The organism is Flavobacterium sp. UBA6135 (assembly GCF_002428305.1).
GTDB lineage: Bacteria > Bacteroidota > Bacteroidia > Flavobacteriales > Flavobacteriaceae > Flavobacterium.
In genome coordinates this window covers 67254-84238 of sequence record NZ_DIVJ01000007.1, presented here as the reverse complement: position 1 = coordinate 84238, position 16985 = coordinate 67254, and the positions used below count along the sequence as shown (strand labels likewise).

Genomic DNA, 16985 nt, shown 5'->3' with positions numbered 1-16985 from the left:
ACCAGAACATGGACAGCAACAGATGCTTGTGGAAACACAACAACACACGTTCAAACGATAACAGTAGAAGACACTACTGCACCTTTATTCGTTGGAGATTTACCACAAGATATAACGGTAGAATGTGATGCAATTCCTGGAGCTGTAACATTGACTGCAACTGATAATTGTAGTACAGCAACAGTAACTTTTACAAAAACGGAAGATAATTACACTTGTGATGGATCTTATATAATTACAAGATATTGGACGGCAGTCGATTCTTGTGGTAATACTACTATTCATACTCAAGTAATTACTGTTCAAGATACAACAGCACCAACATTTGTTGGAGTTTTACCACAAGATACCAAAGCAGAATGTGGATTTATTCCTGTACCTGAAAATGTAACAGCGATTGATAATTGTGGAGAGGCAATTGTAACTTTGGTAGAGAATAATACAAGTAATTCAAATTGTGCAGGTGCATTTACACTTACAAGAACATGGACCGCAACAGATTCATGTGGTAATTTTGTAACACATACACAAACGATTATTGTTCAAGATACTACTCCGCCATCTTTTGTGGAAGCATTACCGGCAGACCTAACAGTTTCTTGTGAAGCAATTCCTACTGCGGCTGTATTAACTGCAAATGATATATGTAGTGAAGCGACAGTAACTTTTGTAGAATCAATTGCAATTGGAGATTGTGCTAACTCATATGTTATTACAAGAACTTGGTTAGCTGTTGATACTTGTAATAATGAAATTACACATGTTCAAACAATCACAGTCCAAGATATTACAGCACCGACATTTGTTGAATCTTTACCTGCAGACACAACAGTTGAGTGTGATTCAATTCCAGCTGCGGCTATTTTAACAGCAATCGATAATTGTGGAACTGCAACTGTACAGTTCAATGAAGTAATTGTAAACGGTTCTTGTGAAGGTGAATATCAAATCAACAGATCTTGGTTGGCAATTGATATTTGTGGAAATTCAACAATGCATACTCAAGTTATTACAGTTGAAGATAATACAGCACCGGTTCCGGCTACTCAGTTTGAGTCAGTAATAAATGTGAGTTGTGATCAAATTCCTGTTATGCCGGAATTAGAGTTCACAGATACATGTTCAACTGAAGTCGATGTCGTATTTACAGAAGAAACGATCAATCAAACTCAAAACAGTTATTCAATAGTTAGAAGTTGGTTAGTATCTGATTCATGTGGAAATTCTGAGACATATACCCAAACCATAAATGTTACAATAGTGAATACTATTGAAACTTTAGAGAGTGAGTTGTGTATAGAAGATGATGCAATTGATTTATTTTCTTTGCTTGATCCAGGTGTAGAACAAAACGGAACTTGGATAGATTTTGATGGCTCGGGAGGTTTAGAAGGAAGCATTTTCAATCCTGCATCAGTTAGTGAGACAGGAGACTATAGACTGCAATATGTAATTTCAAATAGTGTTTGTCCAAGAATTATTGAGATTACGATGAATGTTAATGATCTTTGTGTAGTTTTACCTTGTGGACCAATTGAAGTTTACAATGCAATGTCTCCAAATGGAGATGGGTTAAATGATGTATTCTATATCGAGAATATTAATAACAATGAGTGTTATACAGATAACACTGTGGAAATTTATAACCGTTGGGGCGTGTTAGTGTTTGAAACTCGTGGCTATGATAATAATACCAGAGTTTTCAGAGGAGTATCTGAAGGAAGAGCAACTTTAAACAAGTCTGCAGAATTACCAACAGGAACCTATTTCTACATCATTCAATATAAAACTGTTGAAGGTTCAACAGTAAGTAAAGAAGGATGGTTATACCTAACTAGATAAATATAATTCCTGAGGGTTGAAAAACACCCTCGGGTTTCTAAAAAATAAATTAAATGAAAACAAAAATTTTATTTTTCGCTTTGATGTTTAGTGGTTTTGTTAGCTTTGCTCAACAAGATGCTCAATACACACAGTACATGTATAATACCATTAATGTCAACCCGGCCTACGCGGGATCTCGTGGAGTAATGAGTGTTTTTGGATTACACAGAACACAATGGGTTGGTTTAGATGGAGCTCCTGTTACAAACGCAGCTTCTTTAAATACTCCAATAGGAAACAGTAAATTAGGTCTTGGATTATCTTTTGTTAATGACCGCATTGGTCCAACAGACGAAAACACAATTTCTGCTGATGTTTCATATACTATCAATACATCAGAAACATTTAAATTGTCTTTCGGATTAAAAGGTACTGCAAATCTTTTTAATTTAGATGTGAATAAACTTAATCCGCAAGATCAAGGAGATCCGCAATTTCAAAATTTAAGAAATAACTTTACACCTAATTTAGGTGCTGGTGTCTATTTACATTCAGATAGATTGTATTTTGGATTGTCAGTTCCTCATATTTTTGAGATGACAAGATATGATGATAATTCAGTAGCTATTAACAAAGAGAGAAAGAACTTCTATTTAATTGGTGGTTACGTTTTTGATTTGTCACCTGATTTAAAATTCAAACCCGCTTTTTTAACAAAAGCTGTTGAAGGAGCACCTGTACAAGTGGATATTTCCGGAAACTTCTTAATAAATGAGAAATTTGTTTTAGGAGCAGCTTATCGATGGGATGCCGCTTTCAGTGGAATGGCTGGTTTTCAAGTGTCTGACCAAATCTTTATAGGATATGCTTATGATAGAGAAACCACAAACTTAAGACGTTTTAATTCCGGTTCTCATGAAGTGTTTTTGAGATTTGAATTATTCAAAAATTACAGTAAAATTGTTTCACCAAGATTCTTTTAATAAAGCATAGTTATGAAATTAAAACTTACCTATATAGTCCTATTGAGTATTTGCTCAATTAATCTATATGCTCAGCAAAAAGGCAAAATAAATAAAGCCGAAAAGAATTACGATAAGTTTGCCTATATCAATGCAATTAATACGTATGAACGTATTGTTGAAAAAGGGTTTACTTCTCCTGATATTCTTAAAAAATTAGGAAATTCCTATTATTTCAATGCTGAATTAGAGCAATCAGAAAAATGGTATGGACAATTGTTTGCCATGACAGAAGAAGTAGAACCTGAATATTTTTTTAGATATGCTCAATCACTAAAAGCGGTTGGTAATTATACCAAGGCTGAAGAGATAATGGTTAAATTTAATAAAGCAAGTGCCGAAGATAAAAGGGGTAATCTAGCAAAAGAACAAAAAAATTATTTAGAGGTTATCAAAAGTAATTCCGGTCGTTACAACATAGATAATGCAGGTATCAATTCTGAATATTCTGATTATGGAGCAGCTTTTTTTAATAATAAAGTAGTCTTCACTTCGGCTAGAGATACCGGAAATTTCGCAAAAAGAAAGCATACTTGGACTGATCAGTATTTTACAAGATTGTATGCTGCTGAATTAGCAGAAGATGGTTCTTTATCTGGTGCTGAAAAGTATGCCAACGAATTAAGAACAAAGTTTCATGAATCTACTCCTGTTTTCACAAAAGATAATAGTACGGTTTATTTTACCAGAAATAATTTTCTAAATGGTAAAAAAGGTTTGGATGGAGATAAAAATACACTTTTAAAAATTTATAGAGCAACTTTTAAAGATGGAAAATGGTCTAATATTGTAGCTTTACCTTTTAATAGTGATTCGTATCAAACAGCACACCCGGCTCTAAGTCCTGACGAAAAAACTTTATATTTTGCTTCAGATATGCCTGGAACTCTCGGGTTGTCAGATATCTTCAAAGTAGCAATTAATGATGATGGTACTTTTGGAGAGCCAATCAATTTAGGACCAAAAATTAATACCGAAGGTAGAGAGACGTTTCCTTTTGTATCTGCAAAAAATGAATTGTATTTTGCTTCTGACGGTCATCCAGGACTTGGAGGTTTAGATATATTTGCAGCTCGTATTGAAGAAGATAATTCAATTAAATATGTATTAAATGTTGGAGAACCGGCAAATACTCCAAAAGATGATTTTGCTTATATCATTAATTCTGAGACAAAAAGAGGTTTTCTATCTTCAAACAGACCCGGTGGAGTAGGAAGTGATGATATTTATAAATTTATTGAAACCAAAGAATTAGTTTTTGTTTGCGAACACATATTGTCAGGTTTAATTACTGATGAAGAATTAGTAGCTCTACCAAATACAAAGGTTACTTTACTTGACAATCAATTTAATGTGATGAAAGAGGTAATGAGTGACAGCACAGGAAAATTTGATTTTGGTATAGTTGAATGTGATAAAAAATATTATGTTAGAACAGAAAGTGAAGATTTTGTAACACAAGAATTACCGGTTATAATTCCAAACGAATCAGGAAAAACACATCTTGATGTTAAGTTGGAAAGAAAAACTTGTATCATGAAGGAAGGTGATGATTTGGCCAATTGTTTCAAAATTAATTTAATCTATTTTGATTTAGATAAATGGAATATTCGCCCGGATGCAGCTGTTGATCTAGCTAAAATATTAGATGTATTAAACGAAAATCCAACAATGAAAATAGATATTCGTTCGCATACAGATAGTCGTGCTTCACATAAATATAATGAGAAACTATCAGACCGTAGAGCAAAATCTACTATTGATTGGTTGGTTAAGAACGGAATTGACAAATCGCGTTTAACCGGAAAAGGTTATGGTGAAACACAATTAGTAAACGAATGTGCAGATGGTGTAAAATGTTCAGAAGAAGATCACCAGATGAACAGAAGAAGTGAATTTATTATTACTGAATTATAAGGAATTAACTTCATTGAAATGAAAATGGCAACCCGAAATGGTTGCCATTTTTATTTGTGTGGGATTGAGACTCTAATTTTATAATAAACTAATTTATCCCGATGGGTGTAATTATTTAATTCAAGATTATTATGGATATTTTAGCATGAATTTTCAAATTTTAAATTTAGCAAATACTATAATTTGTTCATCATTAATGAAAATATCATTTTAAAGTTTAATTGTATATACTAGATTAATCTAATCCCTAAATCGATATCATTAAAAATATTAATTTCTCAATTTAAGAATGAATTAACTTCTGAAGTTTTGAAATAGTTCATAACAGTAAAGCTTTCATATTGACGGTTTATTCTCTTTGAGTGAGGAACGAAACATATTATTTAACTGCAAATTTATCACATATCATTTTATAGCTTATAAAAAAATGTTCATAATAATCTAATACAGGTATAGTATGAATCTGAGCCAAAGTCAATTTAACTATTTATAAAATGTTTTTAAATTCATCATAGGCTAACCCTTATGAAATAAAAAAAAGACCACAATTGTGGTCTTTTAGTAGGTTAGGTAAAATCGGGGTAAATTTACCTTTTCATAAAAATATTAGTGTAGTATTTTCTTCCGTTAACCGGATTAACTTTTATTGAAATTCCAAAGTGAGTATAATCACCTTCAATGTTTTCTTTATGACCATCACTATTTAACCATGCATTAAGAGCTGCATTATTAGTGTTATAGTTATAGGCTAAATTTTCACTTACTCTTACTGCTCCAAGAACTTGCTTTATGTTGTTTGAACGTGATTCAAAATAATAATGACCTACAACATCGTTTGCAATCATGTAATCATTATGCTCTCCAGATTTAAATGAGATATGATCAATTGGTGCCAACTCAGACAATCCAACACTAGCTCTGTGATTGTTAATTCGAGCCATCATATCAAGTTCAATATCATTGTATGCATAGTTTTCAGCTCTCAGGTTATCTGAATTTTCTGCTGAATCTTCAGTTGAACATGACACTAAAGTGAACATAATTGCAATTGGCAATAATGCTCTAAACATTTTTGCTTTCATAGTAGTAGGTTAAGTTTTTAAAGTAGATGTGGGGCAAATACTTTTATTATTGTAATAAGAACGTTTATGCGATTTGGTTGTACAATATTACTACTATGTCGTTAAAGTGCAAAATAAAATCGATGAAATGCACAAAAAAAATATTTACATATAAATTTACTTACAAATTAAGGAGCTAATCGATTAATTTTCCAGTTGAAATCATTTTGAAGTTGATAACGAATTCTGTCATGAAGTCGGTTAGGTCGTCCTTGCCAAAATTCTACTTCTTGAGGACGCACCAAGAAGCCACCCCAATTTTTTGGTCTTTCTATTTCGCTTATGTTAATTGTGGCTTCTAAATCGTTTAATTGTTCTTCTAAAAATTGTCGCGAAGGAATGATTTCACTTTGTGGAGAAACAATAGCCCCCAATTTACTACCAGTTGGACGGCTGTCAAAATAACCGTCAGAAATACTATCGGGTGTTTTTTCAGCAATACCTTTAATTATAACTTGTCTTTCCATAGATGCCCAAAAAAATGACAAACAAATGTTAGGATTGGAAAGTATGGCTTTTCCTTTTTCTGAATTATAATTGGTATAAAAAATAAAACCTTCTTCATTAAATTTTTTCAATAAAACCACACGCGACTTTGGGAAGCCATCTAAACCAATCGTAGCTACAGTCATGGCATTTACTTCTTCTATAGAACCAAACTCTTCGGTTTCATAAAACCACTTGTGAAAAAGGTTTATTGGATCTTCCGGAATCTCGCTTTCAATTAATTGGCTTTTCTCGTAGGATTTTCGATAATTGCTTAAATCTTTCATTTTTTTATTGCATAAAGTTTCAATTGGCTAAGTTACTAAGATTTCATTTAGATTCTAAACCTTACTAAAATTTCGATTTTTTGACCTAATTTAATTGAATCTTAACCTACTGTAAACTATTGTTTCACATTAAAATTTTTTTTGAGAAAATAAAGTGTACCTTTGCACCCTGAAAAAAATACAGATGGAATCAATTAGAAACATTGCAATTATTGCCCACGTTGACCACGGTAAAACCACATTGGTTGACAAAATTATGTATCACTGTCAACTTTTTCGTGAAAACGAAAACACCGGTGATTTAATATTAGATAACAACGACTTGGAACGTGAACGTGGAATTACGATTACTTCTAAGAATGTTTCCGTAGTATATAAAGGTACAAAAATTAATATTATTGATACTCCGGGTCACGCCGATTTTGGTGGCGAAGTTGAACGTGTATTAAATATGGCAGACGGTGTTTGTTTGTTAGTGGATGCTTTTGAAGGTCCAATGCCACAAACGCGTTTTGTTTTGCAAAAAGCAATTGACTTAGGATTAAAACCATGCGTGGTTATTAATAAAGTAGATAAAGAAAACTGTACTCCTGAAGAAGTTCATGAAAAAGTTTTTGACTTAATGTTTGAATTAGGGGCAACCGAAGAACAGTTGGATTTTCCAACCGTTTATGGTTCAGCAAAAAATAATTGGATGAGTGATGATTTCAGAAATCAAACTGAAAACATTGAACCTTTATTGGATATGGTAATTACACACGTACCGGCTCCTAGAATCTCTGAAGGAACTCCTCAAATGTTGATTACCTCTTTAGATTTTTCTTCTTTCACAGGTCGTATTGCGATTGGTCGTTTAGAAAGAGGTGTTTTGAAAGAAGGTATGCCTATTTCTTTGGTAAAAAGAGACGGAAAAGTAATCAAATCAAGAATTAAAGAATTACACACTTTTGAAGGTTTAGGACGTAAAAAAGTAACTGAAGTTATTGCAGGAGATATTTGTGCGATTGTTGGAGTAGAAGGTTTTGAAATTGGTGATACTATTGCTGATTTTGAAAATCCGGAAGCTTTACAAACTATTGCTATTGATGAACCTACAATGAGTATGTTGTTTACCATCAATGATTCACCATTCTTTGGTAAAGAAGGAAAGTTTGTAACTTCAAGACATATAAAAGATAGATTAGCTAAAGAATTAGAGAAAAACCTAGCTCTTAGAGTGGGTGATACTGATTCTGCTGATAAATTTATGGTTTTTGGCCGTGGTGTATTGCACTTATCGGTTTTAATCGAAACCATGAGAAGAGAAGGATATGAATTGCAAATTGGACAACCACAAGTAATTATCAAAGAAGTAGATGGTGTTAAATGTGAACCAATTGAAGAATTGACTATCGATTTACCTGAAAATTTATCAGGTAGAGCAGTAGAGTTTGTTTCAATCCGTAAAGGCGAAATGTTAAGTATGGAAGGAAAAGGTGAACGTATGATTGTGAAATTCAATATTCCATCTCGTGGAATTATAGGATTGCGTAATCAATTATTAACCGCAACTGCCGGAGAAGCTATTATGGCTCACCGTTTTATTGGATATGAACCATTCAAAGGAGAAATTCCGGGAAGAAACAACGGTTCGTTAATTTCTATGGAAAACGGAAAAGCAATTCCTTATTCTATTGATAAATTACAAGATAGAGGTAAATTTTTTGTTGATCCAAACGAAGAAATTTATGAAGGTCAAGTAATTGGGGAAAATACACGAAGTGATGATATGACTGTGAATGTTACAAAAACTAAGAAATTATCAAACGTACGTTCATCGGGTGCTGATGATAAAGCAAGAATTATTCCTGCAATCAAATTCTCTTTGGAAGAAGCATTAGAATACATTCAAAAAGACGAGTATGTAGAAGTAACGCCAAAATCATTGCGTTTGCGTAAAATCTATTTGAACGAAACAGATAGAAAGCGATTTAAAGTATAATCTGAATTTTATTAGATAGTAAAAAGCCCATTCATCATCTGAATGGGCTTTTTTATTTTCGTAATAAAAACGTAAACGGATGAATTAGTCGTTCTCGCCATGCACTTTCAGAATGATCGGCACCTTCAAATTCTAAAGTAATCCAACTTTCTGTAGTGAAGTTATTAGATAACATTATCTCATCTACTTTCTTTTGTAATGGTGGATAAAGAGCATCTAAAGTTGCTGTACCATAATCAAAGTAAATTCTATTTTCATTGGGATCAGGAAGCGAACTTTCTAAGTAAGTAAAAAAAGCTTGAGGAACCGGATTGTTTTCCATTCCAAAAATTCCCGGCCAATGCGTCGAAATACAGGCAGCCGCTCCAAAAACTTCAGGATATTCACAAATAGCATATAGTGAAATTAAACCGCCCATACTCGATCCGGCAATAAAAGTATTGTCTTTGTCTTTTAATGTTTTGTATTTAGAATCAATTATTGGTTTTAATTCTGTGACAATAAATTTTAAATAATTATCAGAAATAGGTTTTAAATCATTTTCAATTCTATTATTTTCTCTTAAATTTTGATTTACAATTTCTAATTCTTCAGGGTTTAAATTTTCAAATGGTTTTTGAGGAAAATATTCAGCGTGTCGGTTCGATGTATTCCATATACCAACAACTATAACATCTTTAATAGAACCTTCATTAATTAAACTTCCAATAGCTTCGTCTACTCCCCATTCTTGTTTGTTCCAAGTTGTTGTATCATCAAAAAGCATTTGGCCGTCATGCATATAAAGAACAGCATAACTATTTTTAGTGGAGTAATTGTCGGGTAACCAAACATCAATATTTCTTTCAGAAACATATTTTGATTTAAAGTTTTTGATTCGTTCTATTTTTCCGGATGCCACTTTTACCTCTTGTCCAAATAGACTCGAAAACGAAACTAAAAGCAATAGTAAAATCTTATTTTTCATAACTAACGTTTTAAACTAAAATGTCCTTTTGCAATTCTGCCATCTTCAAGTTCTATCACGTACCAATAATCTGTTGAAGGTAAAGGCTGTCCATTGTAAATCCCATCCCAACCTGAACTTAATGCGGTTAACTGTTTTACAAGTTTACCGTAACGATCATAAATATATAAAATGGAATTTTTATTAAACTGTTCACTCACTCCTTTAATATTCCATGTGTCATTATAGCCATCACCATTTGGAGTGAAAAATTTGGGTATTCCAAGAACGGAAATATCTTTTGTAACAATCCCACAATTATTTATGTCTTTTATAAAAACGGTATAAATTCCTGGTGCAACATTTGTAAATACATTTGATTCTTGATACGGCCCATTAATTGAAGTTAGACTATAAACATAATCACCTGTTCCAGAAACTAAAACAGTTACTGAGTTATTGTCAACTAAATCTATAATTTGAATTTCTTCAATAATGGCTGGTTCTGATGGTAAGACAATTATGTTTCGCTCTTGGGTACACCCAAAAGGAGAAGTCACAATTATGGTATAAACTCCATTTTGAGTTATGTTTAATGTGGGACGAATTCCGCCAGAAATTCCGGAAGTATTATAAAACCATTGGTAAGTAAAACTTTGTGGATTTCCACTAAGTAAACCGGCACTTATAGTAGTTTGTGAGTCTTTACATAAACGTATGGTTGTATCTGATGCTAATTGTGGTAATGTATAGACAGTAAAAGTAATTTGCGTTGAAGCCGGACAACTTGTATTTGAAGGATTTGTAACAACAGCAGTTATTGTTTGCGTATTGGTGATAAATGGATTTGGCAACGGACTCGGAAGAGGTTGTCCCAAACTATTAAAATAGCTGACTTCCATTCCGGTTTGATTACCCAATAATGTAGTTTGAATATCACTAATATTAAATCCAAAAAATCCATCTTCTGTACCATCAGTATCACATGAAGGCGGAACAGTAACCGGAAAAGCAATTGGCCTTATATCAACTATAAATTGTAATTCTGTTTCATCAAAGCATGGTCCGTCAGGAGCCTCAGTTACTGTATTTGTCATTCGAACGGTTACGATTTGACTTGGCGATATAAATGGATTTGGTAACTCATTCAAATAAGTAGTGCCAAAACTATCAGTAAAACTAAATGCAATTGAAGCTGGATTTTGACCATTCAAAAGGGATGAATTTAAAGTACTTGTGTTGAATGAAAACAAACCATCTTGGTCGTCATCACAAACTTTAAATTCAGGTAGCGTGGGAGCAAGTGGAAGAGCTTCTACTGTTAGTTCGATGTAAGGCCCTAAGCCAAAACACGCATTGTCTAAATTACTTTCCACACGAATCCAAATTTGCTGAAAATTTGGAAATCCAATATTTCTGTAATTAGAAGGATTGATTGCTAAATCATCTCCATTGGCATTTGTTTCTGCCAATGCATCGCCTAGTGTTCTATAATATTTGATGGTAAATGGTGTTGTAGCTGGAAGTAAAGCTGAAATTTCTGCGGTAACACTACTAAAATCAAACTGTGAAACGCCATCTCTATCATCATTTTGAGCATCTATAAAATCATCACATTTTGCAAAAGTTCTCAAAAAAGTAGACGGTATTTGTGTTGCCGAAACAAAAACATTTAATTGACTAACTCTAAAACACCCGTTTTGATTTACTATTCTTACCCAAACGGTAGTATTTCCAGTCACATAGGCAATTGGATTGTTTATTAAAAAGGCATTATCATCGTTTGTTGCAGCAATTTCATTTGTGAAATAAGTAAAAGTTTCATTAGCAAAATTTGATGAGATCTCATTTTCTTTTTGTCTTAAATTTACAGCAGAAATTCCGTCGGTATCATCATCACATTGCACTAAATTGATAGGAGTATTAATGTTTGGTAATGGATATATTGTTAGAATGCCCCCTTCTGAAATTAAACCACAACTGTTTCCATTTCTATTTAAAATGACACGATACAAATTGCCATTCATTTCATTGGTCACATTGTTGATTTGTAGACTAATTGTTGTGACACCTGAATAGTTAGCATTGTTTGTTAAATCAGTCCATGTAGTTGCATCTGTACTGACTTGCCATTGATAGAAATCAGATGGCGTGGCTTCAATTGTAAAAGTTATATTTTGTAATTCACAAACGAAAACACCTTGAGGTTGGGTAGTAATTTCTATAGGAGCTCCAATCAAATAATCAGCATTTGGCGTTGTATAGCCACCAAAATTTAAAACAACACCATTTGCGTTAACAACAATTGGATTCGTTCCTAATAGGCCATTATTGTCTGGGTCGTTGAAACCGGCTTCAATTACATCAAAGCAAAGATCGCCATCACTGTCTAATGACAAATAGTTTAAAACACCATCATTGTTTGTGTCTTGAGGTACATAATTAAGTACACCGCTATCTGCAAAAGTTTCAATAGTATTAAAAAGACCATTCGCTCCAAAAGTTGCTGGTAAACCATCAATTCTCCCATCATTAGTAGTATCTAATAAAGGTAGTCCTGTTTCAACAAGGTCATAAATACCATCATTATCGCTATCTAAATCTAAATAATCAGGTACACCGTCACCATCAGAATCTACAGGTAAATTTGCTGCTTCGAAAGCATCGCTCATTCCGTTTCCGTTTGTATCAATACCATCATATGGTATAAAGCCAATTCCTTGTGATTCGATAACATCAGGAATACCATCATTATCACTATCTAAATCAATTTGATCGGGAATTCCATCGCCATCAGCATCTTTTGGAACACAAGTTGCAATCAATTGTAGTGTTGATTTTGAAGGTTGATCGGTTAAATTTTTATGCGTAATTGAAATAAACTCTGTCAAATAGGTTTGTATTTTAAAAGTAGCACTTCCCGGCGTCAAAAAACTTCCGCTATTCAATCTAAAACGCAATTCAAAGGTTGAAAATCCGGTTACGTTATTTTCAAATATTCCATCATAGTTGGTGTCGATTAATAATTGACCATCCGGATCCAAAACTGTAAGCGTATGATTTGTTGGTACTTGTATAGTGTATTCAACATCACTACTGAAAAAAGCATTGTTTGTAATAGCATTTGGATATTGTACAGCTACAGTTAAAGGTTGAGCAAATGTTACTTTATAGGTAACAGAATTATCCTTTGTTGAAGCTGTTTCGGTAATTATTAACCCATCAGTTGTACCTATAAAAGGAGTAACTGCTGTTTCTGTTCCATTTGTAGTTACAACTCCATTATAAGAATTGAAATAGGAATTCACAACAAGCGTATTAGAAGAACTTGTTAAATTTAAAGTAGCATCTCCAAAAGATTCAACACAGTTAGTAATACCGTCATTATCGTTATCAATATCCACGTTGTCATTTACACCATCATTATCCATATCGTTTGGACATGAACTTACAGGAATTTTATCAGAAATCAATTCTTCCAAACCACAGTTTGAAATTGCTGCTTTTAAATAATAATAGCCGGGTTGTGTCGGAGTGAACGAAGGGTTTGTAGCACCATCTATAATTGCATCATTATAATACCATTGATAACTATCAAAAGGCGATAATGAATTTACAGTTAAATTTATATTAGGAATACAATTCTCGGCAGCAACACTTAATCTGTTAAATGTGATTTCCGGACGAAAAGTAAATCCGGAATAAAAACCACCATAAGTAGCAGCTCCACTAGAACCATAATACGACAAATAAAGTTCATCAGTTGAAAAAACAGAAACATTACCACCCAAACCGTTGATTTTATAAGTAACATATTCCGGATTTCCATCTACAAAAAATGGGCCTTGAGCAAAAATATTTTGTGGTAAATTAGCATACGAATAAGTAAAACCATTAATAATAAACTCCAACGTTGCACCGGTTTTGGTAACTAAATTTACGCCGCTATTTTCTGTAAAAGACAAACCACCTATGTTGTCTAAAAATGGGATATTATTAATTATTTTAGGCGTTTGACAACTCAATGGTGGAACAAAATAGAGCTCTTGATTGGCCTGAGTACTTCCACCAACACCTTGATATGCAAATACATTTTTTGAAGTTTGAACAAATAAATTACCATTTGCATTGAATGAATTCCCATCTAAAATCAAATATTCTCCCGCATTCAAGACATAATCAGGCGTTCCAACATTGTTATTTAAAAAAACTTGAGTATTATTTTCATGAGCCACAAGTAATGGTCGCTCTGTAACTGTTTCACCAAATCCCTTAATAAAAATATATTGATTTCCTGTTCGTTCTGCAGATACAATTTGGTCGAATCCCAAATCAAGATTGTTGTTATTGTTTCCATTAGTACCTGCATAAGAACCACAATTAACAGCAATAGGTTTATCAGAACTTACTAAAGCACCAATCAATCCATCTCGATTTGCCATAGTGGGTCCGTCAACAGCCATTACAAAAGTTTCACCCCGATTTAATACAATTGCGTTGGGATTGTTACCAACAAAAGCATTGTTTATTAATGAAACACCCGGTTTTATGCCACTAAAATTTATGGTGGTATTATTTTCAGTTGCCAAAATGGACACAAAAGTAAAGTGATTTTGTGTTATTCCGGAAATTCCAGTATTTACAAAAGCACCTATTCTAAATTGCGTTCCTAAAGCGGCAAGCCCTTTTGAAACCAAACCACCAGCTTGAAAATTTTGTGGAGTAGCAGTTAAACGAACTGCAACATATACTTGATCTTCTGCTTCAATGACATATCCTTTGTTGTCAAGAATGGTATTAACCAACCCTTTGCTAACATGAAGTTGAGAATCTGTGCCAAAACCAACTGATAATATATACGGATTGTCTCTGGAAACAGTTCCATTAATTGTGTTGCCACCTAATACCGTAATGGTGAAATTTACAGGAGTTAAGTTTGGACATGAAATATATAAATATTGATTCTGAGCAGGTTGGCCATCTGAGCCTGATAATGGCGGGATGTAATGTGTTTTACTAAATTGAGCAAAAACAGAAAATCCCATCAAAATAAAAAGTATAGCAATTTTTTTCATCTTGTTTTTGAAAGGATATCAAAGATACAAAAATTATCTTAAAAGGCTGAAATGACTTTTTACTGAATTTCCATCTTCAAATTGTAAAACAAACCAATAATCAGAAGCGGGAAGCGATTGACCATTAAAAGTACCATCCCAATAAGGAATTCTTTGTGTTAATTCGATTAATAACTTTCCATAACGATCAAAAATATACAATTTAGCGTTTCTTAAATCCAAATTTTGAATTTGCCAAATGTCATTGTAACCATCATTATTGGGAGTGAAAAATTTAGGATAATCTAATATTGTAACTGTTTGGTAATCAATCCCACAACGAAATTGGTCTCTGACAAAAACAACATAAGTTCCCGGATTTAAATTGGAGAAAAAAGGAGAACTTTGATAATTGATGCCATCAATAGAATATTCATCAGTAGTTGTTCCGTTTGAATTTATATAAATGGAGTTGTTTCCACCATTAAATCCATTAACGTTCACGGACATAATTTCAGGTGATTGCGATTCTGTAACATTAAAAGTTTTAATTGTTGAACATCCTATTGTATTGGTTACTGTAACAGAATAGGTTCCCGATTGAGAAATTTGAATGGCATTTCCTGTTGCTCCATTATTCCAGAGATATGTAAAATTACCGTTTGGAGCCACTAGTAATAAACTTCCACCATTACAAATAATCAAATTTTCAGGGTTGAATGATCCTTGAAAGAAAGTTATTGAAACTGAAATCATAACAATATCATAACAACTCGAACCTGAATTGACTCTTGCGTAAAGCGTTTGATTAAAAGGTGACGTATTTGTATAATTTACTGGTAGAGCATTTGTTTCATTGAGAGCATTTGTAATTGAATCATAATAGAGAACACTCAAACCCGAAGGTTGTCCGTTTAAAAGAGTTGGGGTAATTAATACTCCCAGATTGAATGTTGTGATTCCATCAGCTATTCCGTCAGTGTCACATAATGTAAAGGGTTGTGGTGTTGAAATTGAAGTAGAAGGTATTGTCAACGTTACAGGAACAATAGTTTTACAATTATATATGCTTGTGACTTCAGCATAAATTGTTGTTGCACCAGAATTGTAAGCAGTAGGATTTTGAATTGCATTAGTTTCATTTTGTGCATCAATCAATGTTGGAAAATAGAAAACAACAACTTGAGAACTCCCATTTGTAATGATGGTGTTTAATTGACTTAAATTGAAAACTGTACTTCCATCACCATCCGGATCGCACTGATTTAAAGTTGCCGGATTAGCATCAGGTAGGTTTATATATTCCACAATCACTTCTCCTCTGGCAATACAACTAGTGCTTTGTAGTATAACTTCAACAGAATAAATTCCTTCTTCTGTTACCATATATGAGGGTTGGATTGCATTTGAAATGGCAATTCCATTTTTAAACCATTGATATGTATTGTTGCCGGGTTGAGTCCCGTCCAAAACATAAGTATCACCAAAACAAACCGGATTTGAATCGGCAATTAATCGGTCTGGTCCAAGATCAATTTCAACTCTAAAACTTCCTCCACCTAAAAATATTGCAGAATCATAGAACTGATTTCCCTGATCTGCAACAACCAATTTCATGTGATATAAAACGCCGGGAGTTACAGTTGCTTCTGCTTTTAATATTTTGGTTTGACCGTTATAATTGGTAGGATGCGCTGTGCCGTTAAACGCATCAAAATATTGTTGATTAGCTGGTGGACAAATAGTTCCTGGGCCTCTAACGGTTGTAATTTTTACAGGAACATTGGTTCCGGGAACTACCGCTAAATTTTGATATTGATTTTGCGAACCAACTTCTCTCAATAAAAAAGCAAAACCATCTGAAAAGTTACATTGGTTATTGTTGGGATTGGATAAATATTGCTCTGACGAAAAAACATATTCAAAACTTACTTTTGATGCAAGTGGCAAAAAATCGAATTCTAAAACTGTTGCATTTATGGTATTTGATTCTCCGATTGCCTGTTCCAAATCCGTATCACCTAACCATGAAGTAGGTCCTTCACTTAAAAGAGAATTATTTGGGCCAATGGCTGAAACAGCTCTTCCAGTAGCTAAAATAACTCCGTTTGAAAAGGGAAAAGCACTACTTCCGCTCGTGAAATAACCATAACTTGTTCCGTTTTGTGAAGTATCCCATCCGGAAACGGAGATATTGGAAACATTGGCACATGGACTGTTAATTAGTACGTTTTCTACCAATTGATTAGCAGTATAACTATCATCAACTGTAATATATTGAGCAAATGAAGTTAGAGAACCACCGATAATAAATAGCAATAAATTTATTTTTTTGGATATAATCATA

9 protein-coding genes are annotated in these 16985 nt (G+C 33.3%); 4 read left to right on the top strand and 5 right to left on the bottom strand.

Annotated features, from left to right (window positions below):
* The 3 genes from B3L86_RS02120 to B3L86_RS02110 all read left to right on the top strand — a co-directional run.
* Positions 1-1842, top strand: a 1842-nt coding sequence (locus tag B3L86_RS02120; protein WP_291114566.1) for a gliding motility-associated C-terminal domain-containing protein, incomplete at its 5' end; no start/stop codon positions are given.
* A 53-nt stretch (positions 1843-1895) separates the two neighbouring features.
* Positions 1896-2807 (top strand): PorP/SprF family type IX secretion system membrane protein, encoded by a 912-nt coding sequence (locus tag B3L86_RS02115; RefSeq protein ID WP_291114564.1) that lies wholly within the window; start codon positions 1896-1898, stop codon positions 2805-2807.
* 12 nt (positions 2808-2819) lie between these two features.
* The gene (locus tag B3L86_RS02110; protein ID WP_291114562.1) at positions 2820-4763 is read left to right on the top strand and encodes an OmpA family protein; all 1944 of its coding nucleotides are present in this window, start codon (positions 2820-2822) and stop codon (positions 4761-4763) included.
* 587 nt (positions 4764-5350) lie between these two features.
* Here the strand turns inward: B3L86_RS02110 and B3L86_RS02105 are convergent.
* Both B3L86_RS02105 and pdxH read right to left on the bottom strand, forming a co-directional pair.
* A complete protein-coding gene (locus B3L86_RS02105) occupies positions 5351-5845 on the bottom strand; it encodes a CAP domain-containing protein (protein ID WP_291114560.1) in 495 nt (164 codons plus the stop codon).
* Between the two features lie 167 nt (positions 5846-6012).
* Positions 6013-6657, bottom strand: coding sequence for a pyridoxamine 5'-phosphate oxidase (gene pdxH / locus B3L86_RS02100; RefSeq protein WP_291114557.1), 645 nt, complete (start codon positions 6655-6657; stop codon positions 6013-6015).
* A gap of 184 nt (positions 6658-6841) precedes the next feature.
* Between pdxH and typA the strand changes: the two genes are divergently transcribed.
* Positions 6842-8638, top strand: a complete 1797-nt coding sequence (typA, locus tag B3L86_RS02095) for a translational GTPase TypA (protein WP_291114556.1) — start codon at positions 6842-6844, stop codon at positions 8636-8638.
* Positions 8639-8690: 52 nt separating this feature from the next.
* Here typA and B3L86_RS02090 read toward each other — a convergent pair whose 3' ends face one another.
* The 3 genes from B3L86_RS02090 to B3L86_RS02080 are packed head-to-tail and all read right to left on the bottom strand — an operon-like array spanning position 8691 to position 16957.
* The gene (locus tag B3L86_RS02090; protein ID WP_291114554.1) at positions 8691-9605 is read right to left on the bottom strand and encodes an alpha/beta hydrolase; all 915 of its coding nucleotides are present in this window, start codon (positions 9603-9605) and stop codon (positions 8691-8693) included.
* A gap of 2 nt (positions 9606-9607) precedes the next feature.
* Positions 9608-14659: a T9SS type B sorting domain-containing protein gene (locus tag B3L86_RS02085; protein WP_291114551.1), complete on the bottom strand. Its 5052-nt coding sequence runs from the start codon at positions 14657-14659 to the stop codon at positions 9608-9610.
* Between the two features lie 33 nt (positions 14660-14692).
* Entirely contained in the window at positions 14693-16957 is a 2265-nt protein-coding gene (locus B3L86_RS02080) for a T9SS type B sorting domain-containing protein (protein ID WP_291114548.1), read from the bottom strand.
* Positions 16958-16985: the final 28 nt, after the last annotated feature.

Excerpts from the sequence above, each read along its gene's own strand:
- typA (WP_291114556.1), top strand. The coding sequence starts at position 6,842 with ATGGAATCAATTAGAAACATTGCAATTATTGCCCACGTTGACCACGGT.
- pdxH (WP_291114557.1), bottom strand. The coding sequence starts at position 6,657 with ATGAAAGATTTAAGCAATTATCGAAAATCCTACGAGAAAAGCCAATTA.
- B3L86_RS02090 (WP_291114554.1), bottom strand. The coding sequence starts at position 9,605 with ATGAAAAATAAGATTTTACTATTGCTTTTAGTTTCGTTTTCGAGTCTA.
- B3L86_RS02085 (WP_291114551.1), bottom strand. The coding sequence starts at position 14,659 with ATGAAAAAAATTGCTATACTTTTTATTTTGATGGGATTTTCTGTTTTT.
- B3L86_RS02105 (WP_291114560.1), bottom strand. The coding sequence starts at position 5,845 with ATGAAAGCAAAAATGTTTAGAGCATTATTGCCAATTGCAATTATGTTC.
- B3L86_RS02115 (WP_291114564.1), top strand. The coding sequence starts at position 1,896 with ATGAAAACAAAAATTTTATTTTTCGCTTTGATGTTTAGTGGTTTTGTT.
- B3L86_RS02110 (WP_291114562.1), top strand. The coding sequence starts at position 2,820 with ATGAAATTAAAACTTACCTATATAGTCCTATTGAGTATTTGCTCAATT.